This window comes from Streptomyces sp. NPDC056361, from assembly GCF_042262805.1.
In the GTDB taxonomy this organism is placed as follows: domain Bacteria; phylum Actinomycetota; class Actinomycetes; order Streptomycetales; family Streptomycetaceae; genus Streptomyces.
On sequence record NZ_JBHJQI010000005.1, the window covers coordinates 64,626 to 79,646 of the forward strand.

14 protein-coding genes are annotated in these 15,021 nt (G+C 72.5%); 7 read left to right on the plus strand and 7 right to left on the minus strand.

Annotated features, from left to right (window positions below):
• Positions 1-147: 147 nt before the first annotated feature.
• On the minus strand, positions 148-1,011 hold the full coding sequence (gene panB, locus ACFCY7_RS02890; protein ID WP_376480715.1) for a 3-methyl-2-oxobutanoate hydroxymethyltransferase: 864 nt from the start codon (positions 1,009-1,011) through the stop codon (positions 148-150).
• A gap of 193 nt (positions 1,012-1,204) precedes the next feature.
• On the opposite strand from panB, the gene ACFCY7_RS02895 reads away from it, so the two are divergent.
• From ACFCY7_RS02895 to ACFCY7_RS02905, 3 genes are all read left to right on the plus strand, one after another.
• Positions 1,205-2,851 (plus strand): MFS transporter, encoded by a 1,647-nt coding sequence (locus ACFCY7_RS02895; RefSeq protein ID WP_376480717.1) that lies wholly within the window; start codon positions 1,205-1,207, stop codon positions 2,849-2,851.
• Between the two features lie 38 nt (positions 2,852-2,889).
• Positions 2,890-3,645, plus strand: coding sequence for a TetR/AcrR family transcriptional regulator C-terminal ligand-binding domain-containing protein (locus ACFCY7_RS02900; RefSeq protein ID WP_376480719.1), 756 nt, complete (start codon positions 2,890-2,892; stop codon positions 3,643-3,645).
• Between the two features lie 242 nt (positions 3,646-3,887).
• Positions 3,888-4,910 (plus strand): endonuclease/exonuclease/phosphatase family protein, encoded by a 1,023-nt coding sequence (locus ACFCY7_RS02905; RefSeq protein WP_376480722.1) that lies wholly within the window; start codon positions 3,888-3,890, stop codon positions 4,908-4,910.
• Positions 4,911-4,931: 21 nt separating this feature from the next.
• Here the strand turns inward: ACFCY7_RS02905 and ACFCY7_RS02910 are convergent, their stop codons facing one another.
• A complete protein-coding gene (locus ACFCY7_RS02910; protein ID WP_376480724.1) occupies positions 4,932-6,695 on the minus strand; it encodes an NAD+ synthase in 1,764 nt (587 codons plus the stop codon).
• A gap of 57 nt (positions 6,696-6,752) precedes the next feature.
• Complete coding sequence (locus ACFCY7_RS02915; protein WP_376480726.1) at positions 6,753-7,877, minus strand: DUF4190 domain-containing protein; 1,125 nt, start codon at positions 7,875-7,877, stop codon at positions 6,753-6,755.
• 175 nt (positions 7,878-8,052) lie between these two features.
• On the opposite strand from ACFCY7_RS02915, the gene ACFCY7_RS02920 reads away from it, so the two are divergent.
• The 3 genes from ACFCY7_RS02920 to ACFCY7_RS02930 are packed head-to-tail and all read left to right on the plus strand — an operon-like array spanning position 8,053 to position 11,034.
• Positions 8,053-9,531, plus strand: a complete 1,479-nt coding sequence (locus ACFCY7_RS02920; RefSeq protein ID WP_376480728.1) for an APC family permease — start codon at positions 8,053-8,055, stop codon at positions 9,529-9,531.
• Between the two features lie 13 nt (positions 9,532-9,544).
• Entirely contained in the window at positions 9,545-10,231 is a 687-nt protein-coding gene (locus ACFCY7_RS02925) for a DUF998 domain-containing protein (protein WP_376480730.1), read from the plus strand.
• Positions 10,228-11,034: an alpha/beta fold hydrolase gene (locus tag ACFCY7_RS02930; RefSeq protein WP_376480732.1), complete on the plus strand. Its 807-nt coding sequence runs from the start codon at positions 10,228-10,230 to the stop codon at positions 11,032-11,034. The genes ACFCY7_RS02925 and ACFCY7_RS02930 overlap by 4 nt, the downstream gene beginning before the upstream one ends.
• Here the strand turns inward: ACFCY7_RS02930 and ACFCY7_RS02935 are convergent.
• The 4 genes from ACFCY7_RS02935 to ACFCY7_RS02950 all read right to left on the minus strand — a co-directional run bounded on the left by ACFCY7_RS02935 (position 11,019) and on the right by ACFCY7_RS02950 (position 13,366).
• Positions 11,019-11,438 carry a CBS domain-containing protein gene (locus tag ACFCY7_RS02935; RefSeq protein ID WP_376480734.1) on the minus strand — a complete coding sequence of 140 codons (420 nt, stop codon included), beginning with the start codon at positions 11,436-11,438 and terminating at the stop codon, positions 11,019-11,021. The two genes, ACFCY7_RS02930 and ACFCY7_RS02935, sit on opposite strands and share 16 nt — an antisense overlap.
• A gap of 215 nt (positions 11,439-11,653) precedes the next feature.
• Complete coding sequence (locus tag ACFCY7_RS02940; protein ID WP_376480736.1) at positions 11,654-12,283, minus strand: DUF305 domain-containing protein; 630 nt, start codon at positions 12,281-12,283, stop codon at positions 11,654-11,656.
• Complete coding sequence (locus ACFCY7_RS02945; RefSeq protein WP_376480738.1) at positions 12,280-12,957, minus strand: DUF3105 domain-containing protein; 678 nt, start codon at positions 12,955-12,957, stop codon at positions 12,280-12,282. Before ACFCY7_RS02945 ends, ACFCY7_RS02940 begins: the two co-directional genes overlap by 4 nt.
• Positions 12,958-13,030: 73 nt before the next feature.
• Positions 13,031-13,366, minus strand: coding sequence for a hypothetical protein (locus ACFCY7_RS02950; protein WP_376480740.1), 336 nt, complete (start codon positions 13,364-13,366; stop codon positions 13,031-13,033).
• A gap of 293 nt (positions 13,367-13,659) precedes the next feature.
• On the opposite strand from ACFCY7_RS02950, the gene ACFCY7_RS02955 reads away from it, so the two are divergent.
• A complete protein-coding gene (locus tag ACFCY7_RS02955; protein ID WP_190102476.1) occupies positions 13,660-15,021 on the plus strand; it encodes a glutamine synthetase family protein in 1,362 nt (453 codons plus the stop codon).

Genomic DNA, 15,021 nt, shown 5'->3' on the forward strand with positions numbered 1-15,021 from the left:
ACTAGACCAGGCGCCACCGACAATCCTCCTACAGAAGGCCTACAGCCCGCCGATGGGGGATGTCGGCGGGCTGTAGGTGGTGCCGCAGTGGCTCGTACCGGTACGTCCGGTCCTGTGCCGTCACGGACCGGACGGTCCGGGGGCGGACTAGTGGAACGTGTGCTCCTCGGCGGGGAACGCCCCGCCGGAGACGTCCTCGGCGAAGGCGCGGGCGGCGTCGCCGAGCGTCTCGCGGAGGTTCGCGTACTGCTTGGTGAAGCGCGGGACCTTGCCGCCGGTCAGGCCGGCCATGTCGGTCCAGACGAGGACCTGGGCGTCGGTGCCGGAGCCGGCGCCGATCCCGATGGTCGGGATGTGCAGCGAGCGGGTGACCTCGGCGGCCAGTTCGGCCGGTACGAGCTCCAGGACGACCGCGAACGCGCCCGCGTCCTGCGCCGCCTTGGCGTCGCTGAGCAGCCGGTGGGCGGCCTCGTCGCTGCGGCCCTGCACCCGGTAGCCCATGGTGTTCACGGACTGCGGGGTGAGGCCCAGGTGGGACATGACGGGGATGCCGGCCTGGACGAGCAGCTCGGTCTGGGGCAGCGAGCGCTCGCCGCCCTCCAGCTTGACCGCGTGGACGCCCGCGTCCTTGATCAGCCGGGTGGCGCTGCGCAGGGCCTGGACGGGCCCTTCCTGGTACGAGCCGAAGGGGAGGTCGCCGACGACGAGGGCGCGCCGGGTGCCCCGGACGACGGCGGCGGACAGGATCGTCATCTCGTCCATCGTGACGGGCACGGTGGTGTCGTAGCCGAGGTGACAGTTGCCCATCGAGTCGCCGACGAGGATCACCGGGATGCCGGCCTCGTCGAAGACGGAGGCGGTCATCGCGTCGTAGGCGGTGAGCATGGGCCACCTCTCGCCGCGGACCTTGGCGGCGGCGATGTCGTGGACGGTGATGCGGCGAGTGCCCTTGCCTCCGTACAGCGCCTTGCTGCTGTCGGCGGACGTCTTCGGGGCAGCCTGAAGCGTCATGGTGAACGGCTCCTTGTTGTGTCATCTCGAGGCGCCCTCACGGCGTCCCCGGACCACATCCATGGTGGCACTTCGCCGGGCGGGCGGGGAAGTGGGCGCGCGTGGCGCTGTTCACACCGCGGCAACGTAAAGCCTCGGTCAGATTTTCGATACGAGACGGTCTCGTATCGAAATTAGGCCTAGGGTGGTGAGCATGTCACCGCAGTCCCCCGCCTCCGCCACGCCCCGCGTCCCCGAGGCCGTCCACCGGCGCCGCTGGGCCGTCCTCGGCGTCCTCATGCTGAGCCTGCTCATCGTCGTCCTCGACAACTCGATCCTGAACGTGGCGGTCAAGACGATCGCCGCCCCCGCGCCCACCGGCATCGGCGCCACCCAGAGCGAGCTGGAGTGGTCGATCAACTCCTACACGCTGGTCTTCGCCGGACTCCTCTTCACCTCCGGCCTCCTCGGCGACCGCATCGGCCGCAAGAAGGTGCTGCTCTTCGGCATCACCGTCTTCGGCATCGGCTCCGCCCTCGCCGCCTTCTCCGGCTCCCCGGGCGAGCTCATCGCCTACCGGGCCGTGATGGGCCTCGGCGCCGCGTTCGTCATGCCGGCCACCCTCGCCGTCCTCATGAACGTCTTCGAGCGCGACGAGCAGCCCAAGGCCATCGGCATCTGGGCCGGCAGCGTCGGCCTCGCCATCGCGATCGGCCCGATCACCGGCGGCATCCTCCTCGAACACTTCTGGTGGGGATCGATCTTCCTCGTCAACGTGCCCGTCGTCCTGCTGGCCCTCGCCCTCATGCTCTGGCTCGTGCCCGACTCCCGGGACCCGAACCCCGGCCGCGTCGACGTGCCCGGCGTGCTGCTGTCCGTCGTCGGACTCGTCCTCCTCGTGTACGGGATCATCCACGGCGGCGAACTCGCCGACTTCACCGACGCCACCGTCCTCGCCCCGGTCCTCGGCGGCCTCGCGGTCCTCGCCGGCTTCGTGCTCCACGAGAAGCGCAGCGACCACCCGGCCATCGACATGACCCACTTCAGGAAGCCGGCGTTCTCCGCGGCCGTCGCCGCCATCGCGCTCGTCTTCTTCGCCCTCATGGGCGTGACCTTCTTCTCCGCCTTCTACCTGCAGAGCGTCCGCGGCTACAGCGCGCTGCAGTCCGGGCTGCTCATCCTGCCGCTCGCCGTCGCGCAGATGGTGTTCGCGCCCCGGGCCCGGCTCGTCGTCGAGCGCTTCGGCGCCAAGGCGGTGTGCACCGGCGGCATGCTGCTGGTCGCCCTCGGCCTCGCCGCCTTCGCCCTCTTCGACGCCACGACCCCGGTCTGGGTCCTGGAGGTCGTGTTCTTCCTCCAGGGCGCGGGCATGGCCCACATCATGCCGCCGGTCACCGTCTCGATCATGCAGGCGCTGCCCCGCGAGAAGGCGGGCTCCGGCTCGGCGATCAACAACACCTTCCGGCAGGTCGGCGGCGCCCTCGGCGTGGCCGTCCTCGGCTCGGTGCTCTCCTCCACCTACCGCGGCGAGATCGAGGGGCACCTCGGCGGCGTCCCGGCCGCCCTGCGCGACACGGCGGGCGAGTCCGTCGAGGCCACGCTCGCCGTCGCGGAGAAGCTCGGCCCCGCGGGCCGGGACCTGGTCGCCCCCGCGTACGACGCCTTCCTCGGCGCCATGCACGTCACCGCCGTCGCCTCGGCCGTCATCGCCCTGGCCGGCGCCGTCGTCGTCGCCGCCTTCCTCCCGGGCCGCACGCCGACGGGCCCCGGCACGGCCCCCGGCGCCGGAACCCCCGACGACACCCGGCGGGCCTCGATGCCCGCGCCCGGCGGCGAGGCGGGAGAATCGGCCCGACGGTGAACCACCCGGCCACCGACCGGACGAGAGGCGGAGCGCACGTGTCGCTGCAGGACGGCGGGGCCCCCGACCCCCACGACGACGGGCGCCCGCCCGCGGGCTCCCCGGCCGGGGCGGGCCCCGAGACGCCAGCGGGCTCCCCGGCCGGAGCCGCGGACGGCTCCGGGACGCCGGCCGCGCACGCCGCCTCCGAGGCCGGGCGCGAGCCCGCCCCCGCCCGGCGGGGGCGGCCGCGGAGCGAGGCGGTGGAGCAGGCGATCTTCGACGCGGCGGCCGGGCTGCTCGACGAGGGCGTTCCGCTCGCCGACCTGTCCGTCGAGCGGATCGCCCGCACCGCCGGCGTCGGCAAGGCCACGATCTACCGCCGCTGGGCGGGCAAGGAGGAGCTCTTCGTCGACCTGGTCCGCTCCGTGGAGCCCCCGGACCCGGTGCTGCCCGGCACCTCGGTGCGGGACGACCTCGTCGCGCTCCTGGAGTCGCTGCGGCAGCGCGGCCTCGCCAAGCGCAGCTCCGCCGTGCTGCACCACGTGTTCTCGCAGATGCAGGGCTACCCCAAGCTGTGGGACGCGTACCACCACACCGTGATCGAACCCCGCCGCCGGATCGGCCTCGACGCCGTGCGGCGCGGCATGGAGCGGGGGGAGATCCGCGCGGACCTCGACGTCGAGTTCGTCAACGACCTCCTCACCGGCCCCCTGCTGCTGCGTACCGTCATCCGCCCCGGCGCCACCCTGGAGCCCGGCCTCGCCGAACGGGTCGTCGACGCCGTCATGGAGGGCCTGCGCCCCCGCGCCTGACCCGAAGCGGTACGAAGCCGCCGACCCGGCACGAAGCCGCCGCCGCGGTACGAACGTGCCGAGCCGTGCGAAGCCGCCGAGCCGTACGAATGTGCGCGTTCTGTCACAGGGGCGGCGCCCGCGCCACCTGCAGGAACCCGCCACGCGGCTCTGTCGTCCCTGGGGGAGTACGACGGACCCGGGATCGCCTAGTGTCGACACCGGGTCACGCAAGACGGCAAGGCAGCAGTGAGGACAGTGCGATGGCGCGGGTGGACATGACGGAGACCGAACACGGCGGCGCCGGGAACGGGCGCTCCGGGTCCCGTCTGGGGGCCGCCCTCGACCGGGTCCGCCGCGACCCGGGGATCTGGCGCCGCGGCATCGTGCTCGCCCTCGCGGCGGTGGCGCTCACGCTCCTGATGGTGTTCCACTCCGACATCCCCAACAGGATCGGCAACCTCGGCAGCCTCACCGAGACCTTCCTGCCCTGGCTCGGCCTCTTCCTGCCGCTGCTGCTCGTCCTCGCCCTCGTGCGCCGCTCCGCCACCGCCCTGATCGCCCTGCTGCTCCCCGCGGTGGTGTGGCTGAACCTCTTCGGCGGCCTCGTCGCCGACAAGTCGGCCTCCGGCGGCGACCTGACCGTCGCCACCCACAACGTGAACGCCGACAACCCGGACCCCGAGGGCACCGCCCGCGAGCTCGCCGGCTCGGGCGCCGACGTACTGGCCCTGGAGGAGCTCAAGGGCGACATGGTCCCGACGTACGAGCGGGGCCTCGCGGAGGCGTACCCGTACCACTCCGTCCAGGGCACCGTCGGGCTCTGGAGCAAGCTGCCGCTGCGCGCCGCGCAGCCCGTCGACATCCGGATGGGGTGGACCCGCGCCATGCGGGCCACCGTCGTGACCCCCAAGGGCGACGTCGCCGTGTACGTCGCCCACCTGCCGTCCGTGCGGGTCAAGCTGAACGCCGGCTTCACCGCCAACCAGCGCGACACCAGCGCCAACGCGCTCGGCGAGGCCATCTCCCGCGACCGGCACGAGCGGATCGTCCTCCTCGGCGACCTCAACGGCACCATGAACGACCGCGCGCTCAACGCCGTCACCTCGCAGCTGCGCTCCACCCAGGGCGCGGCCGGCGACGGCTTCGGCTTCAGCTGGCCGGCGTCCTTCCCGATGGCCAGGATCGACCAGATCATGGTGAAGGGGGTGGAGCCGATGTCCTCCTGGGCCCTGCCGGAGACGAACAGCGACCACCTTCCGATCGCCGCCCGCGTGAAGCTCTGACCCTCCGGCAGGGCGCGGCGGTCAGCCGGACGCCGGCGTCTCCCGCCAGCGGTTCGTGATCGGCAGCCGGCGGTCCTTGCCGAAGCCCTTCGCCGAGATCTTGGTGCCCGGCGGGTACTGGCGCCGCTTGTACTCCGCCGTGTCCACCATCCGCAGCGTCCGCGTCACCAGCTCCTCGTCGAACCCGGCGGCCACGATCGCGTCCCGGCCCAGGTCCTGGTCGACGTACAGGGCGAGGACCGCGTCCAGGACCTCGTAGTCCGGCAGCGAGTCCGTGTCGACCTGGCCGGGGCGCAGTTCGGCGCTGGGCGGCTTGGTGATCGAGCTCTCCGGGATCGGCGGGGTCTGGCCGCGGTCCTCCGCCGCCCGGTTGCGCCAGCGCGCCAGCCGGAAGACGTCCGACTTGTAGACGTCCTTGATGGGCCCGAACGCGCCGACGGAGTCGCCGTACAGCGTCGAGTAGCCCACCGCCAGCTCGGACTTGTTGCCCGGCGCGAGGACGATGTGGCCCTCCTGGTTGGAGAGCGCCATCAGGGTCGTGCCGCGCAGCCGGGACTGGAGGTTCTCCTCCGCGAGGCCGGTGAGACCCAGCGACCCCATGTAGGCGTCGAACATCGGCTCGATGGGTACGGTGCGGTAGTTGAGCCCGGTCCGGCGCGCCAGCTCGGCCGCGTCGCCGCGCGAGTGGTCGGAGGAGTACTTCGAGGGCATCGACACGCCGTACACGTTCTCCGCGCCGAGCGCGTCGCAGGCGATGGAGGCGACGAGCGCCGAGTCGATGCCGCCCGACAGGCCGATCAGGACCGAACGGAAACCGTTCTTCGCGGCGTACGCGCGGACCCCGATGACCAGCGCCGAGTACACCTCCTCGTCGTCGTCGAGCCGGTGCGCGTACCCGCCCGTCAACTCCGGCTCGTACGCGGGCAGCGGCTTGTCGGAGAGCACCACCCGGTCGATCCGCAGCCCGTCGTCGACCGGGCCCTCGGGCGCGTCGGCCTCGGCCGCCGGCAGCTCCAGGTCGAGGACGACGCTGCCCTCGACGAACTGCGGGGCCCGCGCGATCACCTCGCCCTCCGCGTCCACGACGATCGAGTCGCCGTCGAACACCAGCTCGTCCTGACCGCCCGTCATCGCCAGGTACGCGGTCACGCACCCGGCCTCCCTGGCCCGCTTGCGGACCAGTTCGAGCCGCGTGTCGTCCTTGTTCCGCTCGTACGGCGAGGCGTTCACCGACAGCAGCAGCCCGGCCCGCGCGGAGCGCGCCGCCGGCACCCGGCCGCCCTCCTGCCAGAGGTCCTCGCAGATCGCCAGGGCCACGTCGACACCGTGCACGCGGACGACCGGCAGGGTGTCGCCCGGCACGAAGTAGCGGTACTCGTCGAAGACGCCGTAGTTGGGGAGGTGGTGCTTGGCGAAACGCAGCACCACCTCGCCGCGGTACAGCACGGCGGCGGCGTTCTCCGGCGACCCGGCCGGGCGGCCGAGCCTCGGCTCGGCCCGCTCGGAGCGGTCGAGGTAGCCGACGACGACCGGCAGCTCCCCGAAGCCCTCGTCGGAGAGGCGCCGGGCGAGCCCGCGCAGGGCCTCCCGGGACGCCTCGACGAAGGAGCCGCGCAGGGCGAGGTCCTCGACGGGGTATCCGGTCAGCGCCATCTCGGGGAACGCGACGAGATGCGCGCCCTGTCCGGCGGCGTGCCGGGTCCAGTGCACGATCGCCTCGGCGTTCCCGGCGATGTCTCCGACGGTCGAGTCGATCTGATTCAGGGCGAGGCGTAGTTGAGGCACCCGCCCAGTGTAATCGTCAGACCGACGCTATGTCCTGTGATCCGGCTCGGTCCGCGCCTACTTCACCGGACCGGTCCAGATCACCGGCTCGTACGCGAGGAGCTTCGGCGCCAGCTCGATCTGCAGCTCGCCGTCCGCGTCCGCCGGCAGCGCGAACGCGTACCCGGCCTTGACCTGCTTGCCCGGGAGGACCGTGCCCCGGAACATCTCGGTCGCCCTGCTGCCGTCGAAGATCGTGCTCGCCCGCGCGCCCTCCGCGTCGCGCGCGTCCGGCAGCGCGGTGGTCACGTCGAGGGCCTCGTCGCTGCCGTTGACGATCGTGATCGTCACCCGGAGCGCGGTGTCGCCCTTCTCGTACCCGGCGGCGAACCCGTCGGGCCGGTACGGCTTCGGCACGGAGACGGTGACCTTCACTCCGTCCTCGTAGGTGTGGGTCCGGCCGAACGCGAGCGTCGACGGAGTCGTCTCCGTCTCCGTCGGCTCGGGCGAGGGCTCGGGCCGCGCCGTGCCGTCCGGCGCGAACGGCTCGGCGGACGCGCCCTCCTTCTCGCGCACCCGCTCGTCGATGCGCTCCACGGCCTGCGCCGCCACGATCAGCACCACCAGCCAGGCCGCCGCCACGACGATCGTCACCGCGCCGAGCACGATGCCCGCGACCGCCTGCCCCCGGTCGGTCGCCTCGCCCCGGTTCGCCCGGCCGTAACCGACGATGCCCAGGACCAGCGCCAGGACGCCCATGAACCCGCCGAGCCAGAACAGGAACGGCACGATCCCGAACAGCAGCCCCACGACACCGATGACGAGCGCCCCCACCCCGAGCCCGGTCCGCGCGGCCGGCACGCCGTACGGACCCACCCCCGGCACACCCGGCCCCTGCGGCACCCCCGGCCCGTAGGGCGAACCCGGGAACGGGGCCGGCGCCTGTGCCTGCGCCGGATACGCCATCGCGGGCCCGGGCGGCATCCCCGACCCGACGGCCGCCTCGGGCCCCTGCGGCACCCCCGCCCCGTGGGCCGTCACGGCCGGCGCCGCCTCCGCGCGGCTCTCCCCGGCAGGGGTCGCCTCCGAGCCGGGCACCTCCGAGTCGGGCACCTCCGCGCGGGGCGCCTCCGGCCCGGCGGGCGGGCGCGGCCCGGGCGGGGCCCAGGGCGGTGAGTCGGGCGTGTCTGCGGGCGTGGTCATGCGAGGTCCTCCGAGGTATCCGAAGCGTCGACGTTAGACCGGCGAACGGGCTCTGGCCAGCGGCTTTCCGGTCGGCGGGGGAATCGGCACCCGTCCGTCACCTCCCGCGGCGCGCACCGGCGGTCCCGCCCCGCGCCGACGTGCGGGGCCGCCCCGCCCCGCTGATCATGGGCCCATGACGACCACTGACGAGCCGGCGGAGTCGGCACCGGCCACCGTGACGGACGGCAGCGTCGTCCAGGACGACGGCACGAAGCGCCAGTTCATCTCCTGGCTGACCCTCGCCTTCATGACCACCGCGTCCGTCGCGAGCCTGCGGCCCTCGCCGTCCATGGCCATCTACGGACTCGCCGCGATCTTCCTCTACCTGCTCCCCGCCCTCGTCTTCCTGCTGCCCACCGCCCTCGTCGGCGCCGAGCTCGCCTCGGGCTGGAGCGGCGGCATCTACCGGTGGGTCAGCGAGGCGCTCGGCAAGCCGCTCGGCTTCCTGGCGGTCTGGTGCCAGTTCGCCATGACCATCGCGTACTACCCGAGCCTCCTCGCGTACGTCGCCTCGACCTTCGCGTACGTCATCGACCCCTCGCTCGCCGAGAACGGGCTGTACGTCGCGATCGTCATCGTCGTCGTCTACTGGACCGGCGTCTGGGTCTCCTCGCGCGGCACGAGGGCCATCGCCGGCCTCTCGTCCTTCGGGCTGATCATCGGCACCCTCATCCCCGGCGTGCTCCTGGTCGTCCTCGGCCTCGTCTTCCTCGGCCAGGGCAACCCCTCCGCGCAGCCCATGAGCGCCGACCACTGGCTGCCGCCGTGGACCGGCCTCGCCAGCCTGGTCCTCATCGTCAACAACTTCCTGTCCTACGCGGGCATGGAGATGAACGGCGTGCACGTCTCCTCGCTGCGCGAACCCAAGCGCGAGTACCCGAAGTCGATGTTCCTGGCGACCGGCCTCGTCCTGCTGATCTTCATCCTTCCGGCCCTGGCCATCGCCTGGGTCATGCCGGCGGAGCAACTCAGCCTCACCGCCGGTCTGATGCAGGCCTTCCAGGCCTTCTTCGACCACTTCTCCATCGGCTGGATGACCAAGGTCGTCGGCCTCATGCTGGTCTGCGCCGCGCTCGGCGGCATGCTCACCTGGCTCTCCGGACCCGCCAAGGGCCTCGTCCTGCTCTCCCGGCAGGAGGGCTACCTGCCGCCCGCGTTCCAGAAGTTCAACAAGGGCGGCGCGCCCATGAACATCATGGTCGCGCAGGGCGTCGTCACCACCCTCATCGGCGTCCTCTACGCCTTCAGCGACAACGTCTCCAGCGCGTACTGGATGTTCTCCGTCATCACCGTGCAGATCTACCTCATCGCCTACCTGCTGATGTTCGCGGCCGTCGTCAAGCTCCGCAGGACCCAGCCGGAGGTCGAACGGGGCTTCCGCGTCCCCGCGGTCGGGTGGGTCGCCGGCATCGGCTTCGTCGCCTCGGTCGCCGCGCTCGTCATCGGCTTCGTCCCGCCCGACCAGTTCGGCGACCAGCCGCTCTGGCGCTACCTGCTGATCGTCGGCGGCGGCCTGCTCGTCCTCGGCCTGCTGATCCCCGGGGCGCTCCTCAAGTACCGCAAACCCGAATGGATCCACCCCGACCACCGGGAACCTTCCGCCACGCCCTAGCGTTCGACCGACCATGCCCCGGAGTGCCACGCGCGCGGCCGCCGTCCTGCTGGCCCTCGGCGCGCTCGCGTACACCGCCTGGGTCCTCGAAGTCCTCGTGCGGACCGGGCTCGACCCGGTCCGCACGTACGTCTCCGAACTCGCCGCCGCCGACCAGCCCCTCGGCGGCCTCTTCCGCGCCACCGACCTGACCGCGGGCCTCCTCGTCCTGGCGGGCGCGGCGACCGGCCTCGCCGCGGCGGTGCGGCGCGGGCACCCGCCGCGCGAGCGGTGGGCCCTGGGCGGCTGGATCGCGCTCGCCGTGTTCGGGGCCGCCACCGTCGCCGACTCGCGGCTGCCGCTCAGCTGCACCCCCACCGCCGACCCGGAGTGCGCGGCCCGGGAGACCGCCGGTCTCGTACCCGCCACCCATACGGCCCATGCGGTCAGTTCGAGCCTCGCCATGACCGGCGCGCTCGCCGCGATGGTCGCCCTGACCGCGGCCGCCCGCCGCTACGGCCACTGGCGGGCGCTGGCCCGTACCGGCCCCGCCCTCGTCGTCCTGGAGCTGGCCGCCACCGCGTGGACGCTCGCCGCCGTCGCCGCCTTCGAGGCCGGCAGGGGCGTCTGGTCGCTCGGCGCGGGCCAGCGGCTCCAGGTCCTCCTGGTGGCGGTCTGGCTCGCCGTCCTCGCGTACTCCCTGGCCCGGGAGGAGCGATGACGTTCGTGCGGATCGGGGGAGTGGCCCACCACGTCGTCGCCGAGGGCTCCGGGCCCGTGTGCGTGCTGTCCGCCGGCCTCGGCCTGAGCTGGTTCGACTGGGACCCGGTCGTCCCGCTCCTCACCCCGCACCGCACGGTCGTCCGCTTCGACCGCCCCGGCCACGGCCTCTCCGCCCCCGCGCAGGCACCGCCGACGGCGGCGGGCGAGGCGCACCGGATCGCGGCGGTGCTCGACGGGCTCGGCCACCCGGGCCCCGCCACCGTCGTCGGGCACTCCATCGCCGGGTTCCACGCGGAGGCCTTCGCCCGGCTCCACCCGGACCGCACGACCCGCCTCGTCCTCGTCGACCCCTCGGTGGAGGAGCGTCCCCGCCCCTCGCGGACGACCGCCGGATCCCGCGCCCTCGGAGCCGTCCTCTGCGCCGCCGGGCTCCCGGCCGCGCTCGGCCCGGCCGTCCGCCGGCTGGCCGTCCGGCACGACCCGACGCCCACCGCGCTGATCCGCCGCGTCTACGGCACCTCGCGCGTCCTGCGCGGCACCCTCCTGGAGAACGCCCACTACGGCGCCGTCGCCGCCGGGCTCCTCGCCCTCAGGGAGAGCCGGCCGCTGGACCCCGGCCTCCCCGTCACGGTGCTCGCCGCCCCCGACGGCTCCGCCCGCTGGGAGCGCCGCCAGCGCGCACTGGCCCGACGGCTCGGCGCCCGCTACGAGGCGGTCGAACCCTCGGGCCATCTGGTCATGCGGGACCGCCCGGACGCGGTGGCCCGGGCGGTCCTGGGAAAGCGTCAGGAACCGGCGTAGACGCTCGCGCAGAACGCCTTCAGTTCCTCGTCCGACAGGTGCTGGGCCAGGTCGGCCTCGCTGATCATGCCGACGAGCCGCTTGTCCTCGATGACGGGCAGGCGCCGGATCTGGTGGCTCTGCATCTCCTCCAGGACGGCACCCACGTCCGCACCGGACTCGATCCAGCGGGGCGTGCCCTGGGTGATCTCACCACAGGTGATCTTCGACGGATCGTGGCCCATGGCCACGCAGCGGATCACGATGTCGCGGTCCGTGACGATGCCGCAGAGCCGTTCGTTCGCGTCGGCGACGGGCAGCGCGCCCACGTTCAGGTCCCGCATCAGCTGCGCCGCCCGGTCGAGCGTCTCGTGTTCCGGGATCCACCGGGCCCCGGTGTGCATGATGTCCTTCGCCGTGGTCATGGGGTGCGTACCTTTCGTCGAACGTCGTCGTACGAACTCCCCGAGCCCCATCATTGTCGGCGCGCGGCCCGCCCCGCGCGACTCGTCGGCTCCGGGCCGGGCCCCACGGCCCGCGGGGGCACCCGTGCCACGGCCCCCGCGACCACAGGGGGTCACGGGGGCCGTGAGGGGCCGCGAAGGCCGTGGAACCGTCCGGGGCCGGTCCCGGACCGGGGTCAGGCCCCGCGCTTCCTCAGCATGTCGGCCATCAGCGCCATCTCGGACTTCTGGGCGTCGACCATGCCCTGCGCGAGCCCGCGCTCGATGTCCACGGTGCACTTCTGCACGCAGCCCTCGGCCATGTGGACCCCGCCCCTGTGGTGCTCGGTCATGAGCTTCAGGTACAGGACCTCGGCCTCCCGGCCACTGGCCTTGCGCAACTCGTCCAGCTGGGCGTTGGTCGCCATGCCGGGCATCAGCGCCCCGTCCAGCGGACCGGTGTCGCCGGACCCGCCCATGCCCATCCAGGTCATCGGCTCGACGCCGGACTCGACCTTGGGCAGGCCCCACATGTCCAGCCAGCCGAGCATCATGCCCCGCTGGTTGGCCTGCGTGTTGGCGATGTCGTACGCCAGCCTGCGGACCTCCTCGTCCTTCGTCCGGTCCCGGACGATGAACGACATCTCGACGGCCTGCTGGTGGTGGACGGACATGTCCCGAGCGAAGCCGGCGTCCGCCGAGGCGGAGGCGGGGGTGCGGGGGGCCTCCTCGCGGTCGGCGGAGGCGACGGTCACCGCCCCGCCGGCGAAGAGCAGCGCGAGGACGACGGCGGAGACCGCGGCGCCCTGCGTGCGGTTGAGCCTCACTGGCCCATCCCCCCGGCGCCCTGGCCCTCCGCGCCGATCCCGCCGGTGCAGGCCGCGCCCGGCTCCGGGGTCTGCGGACCCTGCACGTACTTCGTGAAGAACGCGTCGACCCGCGGGTCGTCGGCGCCGTCCACGGTCACCTGCTTGCCCCAGGCGGACAGCATGATCGCCCCGGCCTGGTCGTCCACGGGGCTCATCAGCGTGTACTTCGTCTTGCCGACCTTGTCGGCCAGCTGCTTCACGTCGGCCTGGGAGGCCGACTTGTTGTACGTCACCCAGACGGCGCCGTGCTCCAGCGAGTGCACGGCGTTCACCTCGGCGATCTTCTCCTTGTAGACCACGCCGTCGCAGTTCATCCAGACCGGGTTGTGGTCGCCGCCGACCGGCGGCTTCATGTCGTACTTCACGGCCGTCTCGACGTGGTTGCGGCCGAGCTTCTTCACGTCCCAGGACTTCTCGGCCGTGATGGGCGCCTTGGCGGCGGCGTCCTTCGCGTCCTGCTCGTCGGACTTCTTCATCAGCACGAAGGTGCCGAAGCCGACGAGGCCCAGGACGACGATGCCGGAGACGCCGATGGTGATCAGGCGGTTGCGGCGCTCACGGGACTGCTCGGCGCGGCGCATCTCCTCTATTCGGGCGCGGCGGTCGGCGTTGGCGGAGCGGTTGGCGGCCATGGTGGTGTCGTCCTTCTTCAGGGGTGGGGGTGGAGTTCGGGGGTGGACGCAGCGGGGCGGGAGCCCGCCGCCGCTACGTCCGGAGAACTTGAAGGACGTGCAGGTCCGGGGCGCGCGGCTGGGCGCCCGAGCGGCGCGCGAGGCCGTCGTCCGACGGCGGCGCGAGCCGCGGGGTCCCGCCCTCCGCGTGCAGCGGCGGGTCGAGCGGGGGCGCGCTGAGCACCGCGGGGGAGAGGGAGGGGAAGAGGGAGCAGCCACCGCGGTCGTACGGGCAGACGTACTCGCCCACGACGGTCACCGCCCGCAGGGACGTGTCCCCCTCGTGGTGGGCCTCCTGGCGTTCCGGGCCCGTCCCCAGGCAGAGGAAGAGCGCGGCGAGGAGCGTCGCCACGGCACTCGCCAGTGCCATGGGACGCGCGTCTCCGGACAGGCGTACGAGCCGTGGGGCCCCCATGGGCGCAGATCGTAGTGTGCGCGGGCCCCCCGTGGGCCGAACGGGGTGCCACCCGGTGATCGGAGGGCAGGCGCCGGACGGGCTAACAGGCACCCGGAATCGGCCGCTCCCCGTTACCTGTGTCACACCCGAGCAGGCACTATGGGTGTGCAACGTGCGCGAAACCATGTGGTGGGATGCTCAGGTGCCCCCCGATGTACCCGAGGCGGTGGGAGCAGGCGGCCTGACCAGCGAGGATGGGTGTGGAAATGGACAAGCAGCAGGAATTCGTGCTCCGTACGCTCGAGGAGCGCGACATCCGCTTCGTACGTCTGTGGTTCACCGACGTGCTCGGCTTCCTCAAGTCGGTGGCCGTGGCCCCCGCGGAACTTGAGCAGGCCTTCGACGAGGGCATCGGCTTCGACGGCTCCGCGATCGAGGGCTTCGCCCGCGTCTACGAATCGGACATGATCGCCAAGCCGGACCCGGGCACCTTCCAGATCCTGCCGTGGCGCGCCGAGGCCCCGGGCACGGCCCGCATGTTCTGCGACATCCTCATGCCGGACGGCTCGCCGTCCTTCGCCGACCCGCGCTACGTCCTCAAGCGGGCCCTGGCCAAGACCTCCGACCTCGGCTTCACCTTCTACACCCACCCCGAGATCGAGTTCTTCCTCCTGAAGGACAAGCCGCTCGACGGCACCCGGCCCACCCCGGCCGACAACTCGGGCTACTTCGACCACACCCCGCAGAACGTCGGCATGGACTTCCGCCGCCAGGCCATCACCATGCTCGAATCGATGGGCATCTCGGTGGAGTTCTCCCACCACGAGGGCGCGCCCGGCCAGCAGGAGATCGACCTCCGCTACGCCGACGCCCTCTCCACCGCCGACAACATCATGACCTTCCGCCTGGTCATGAAGCAGGTGGCGCTCGAACAGGGCGTGCAGGCCACGTTCATGCCGAAGCCGTTCTCCGACTACCCCGGCTCGGGCATGCACACCCACCTCTCCCTCTTCGAGGGCGACCGGAACGCCTTCTACGAGTCGGGCGCCGAGTACCAGCTCTCCAAGGTCGGCCGCTCCTTCATCGCCGGCCTGCTGCGCCACGCCGGCGAGATCTCCGCCGTCACCAACCAGTGGGTCAACTCCTACAAGCGCATCTGGGGCGGCTCCTCCCGCACGGCCGGTTCCGGCGGCGAAGCCCCCTCGTACATCTGCTGGGGCCACAACAACCGCTCCGCCCTCATCCGCGTCCCCATGTACAAGCCCGGCAAGACCGGCTCCTCCCGCGTCGAGGTCCGCTCCATCGACTCCGGCGCCAACCCCTACCTCACCTACGCCGTCCTCCTGGCCGCCGGCCTCAAGGGCATCGAGGAGGGCTACGAGCTCCCCGCCGGCGCCGACGACGACGTCTGGGCCCTCTCCGACTCCGAGCGCCGCGCGATGGGCATCGAGCCCCTCCCGCAGAACCTCGGCGAGGCCATCGCCCTCATGGAGAAGAGCGAACTGGTCGCCGAGACCCTCGGCGAGCACGTCTTCGACTTCTTCCTCCGCAACAAGAAGCAGGAGTGGGAGGAGTACCGCTCCGAGGTCACGGCCTTCGAGCTCCGCAAGAACCTGCCGGTGCTGTAG

Excerpts from the sequence above, each read along its gene's own strand:
- ACFCY7_RS02895 (WP_376480717.1), top strand. The coding sequence starts at position 1,205 with ATGTCACCGCAGTCCCCCGCCTCCGCCACGCCCCGCGTCCCCGAGGCC.
- ACFCY7_RS02945 (WP_376480738.1), bottom strand. The coding sequence starts at position 12,957 with ATGGCCGCCAACCGCTCCGCCAACGCCGACCGCCGCGCCCGAATAGAG.
- ACFCY7_RS02950 (WP_376480740.1), bottom strand. The coding sequence starts at position 13,366 with ATGGCACTGGCGAGTGCCGTGGCGACGCTCCTCGCCGCGCTCTTCCTC.
- ACFCY7_RS02920 (WP_376480728.1), top strand. The coding sequence starts at position 8,053 with ATGACGACCACTGACGAGCCGGCGGAGTCGGCACCGGCCACCGTGACG.
- ACFCY7_RS02935 (WP_376480734.1), bottom strand. The coding sequence starts at position 11,438 with ATGACCACGGCGAAGGACATCATGCACACCGGGGCCCGGTGGATCCCG.
- ACFCY7_RS02930 (WP_376480732.1), top strand. The coding sequence starts at position 10,228 with ATGACGTTCGTGCGGATCGGGGGAGTGGCCCACCACGTCGTCGCCGAG.
- panB (WP_376480715.1), bottom strand. The coding sequence starts at position 1,011 with ATGACGCTTCAGGCTGCCCCGAAGACGTCCGCCGACAGCAGCAAGGCG.
- ACFCY7_RS02955 (WP_190102476.1), top strand. The coding sequence starts at position 13,660 with ATGGACAAGCAGCAGGAATTCGTGCTCCGTACGCTCGAGGAGCGCGAC.
- ACFCY7_RS02905 (WP_376480722.1), top strand. The coding sequence starts at position 3,888 with ATGGCGCGGGTGGACATGACGGAGACCGAACACGGCGGCGCCGGGAAC.
- ACFCY7_RS02925 (WP_376480730.1), top strand. The coding sequence starts at position 9,545 with ATGCCCCGGAGTGCCACGCGCGCGGCCGCCGTCCTGCTGGCCCTCGGC.
- ACFCY7_RS02915 (WP_376480726.1), bottom strand. The coding sequence starts at position 7,877 with ATGACCACGCCCGCAGACACGCCCGACTCACCGCCCTGGGCCCCGCCC.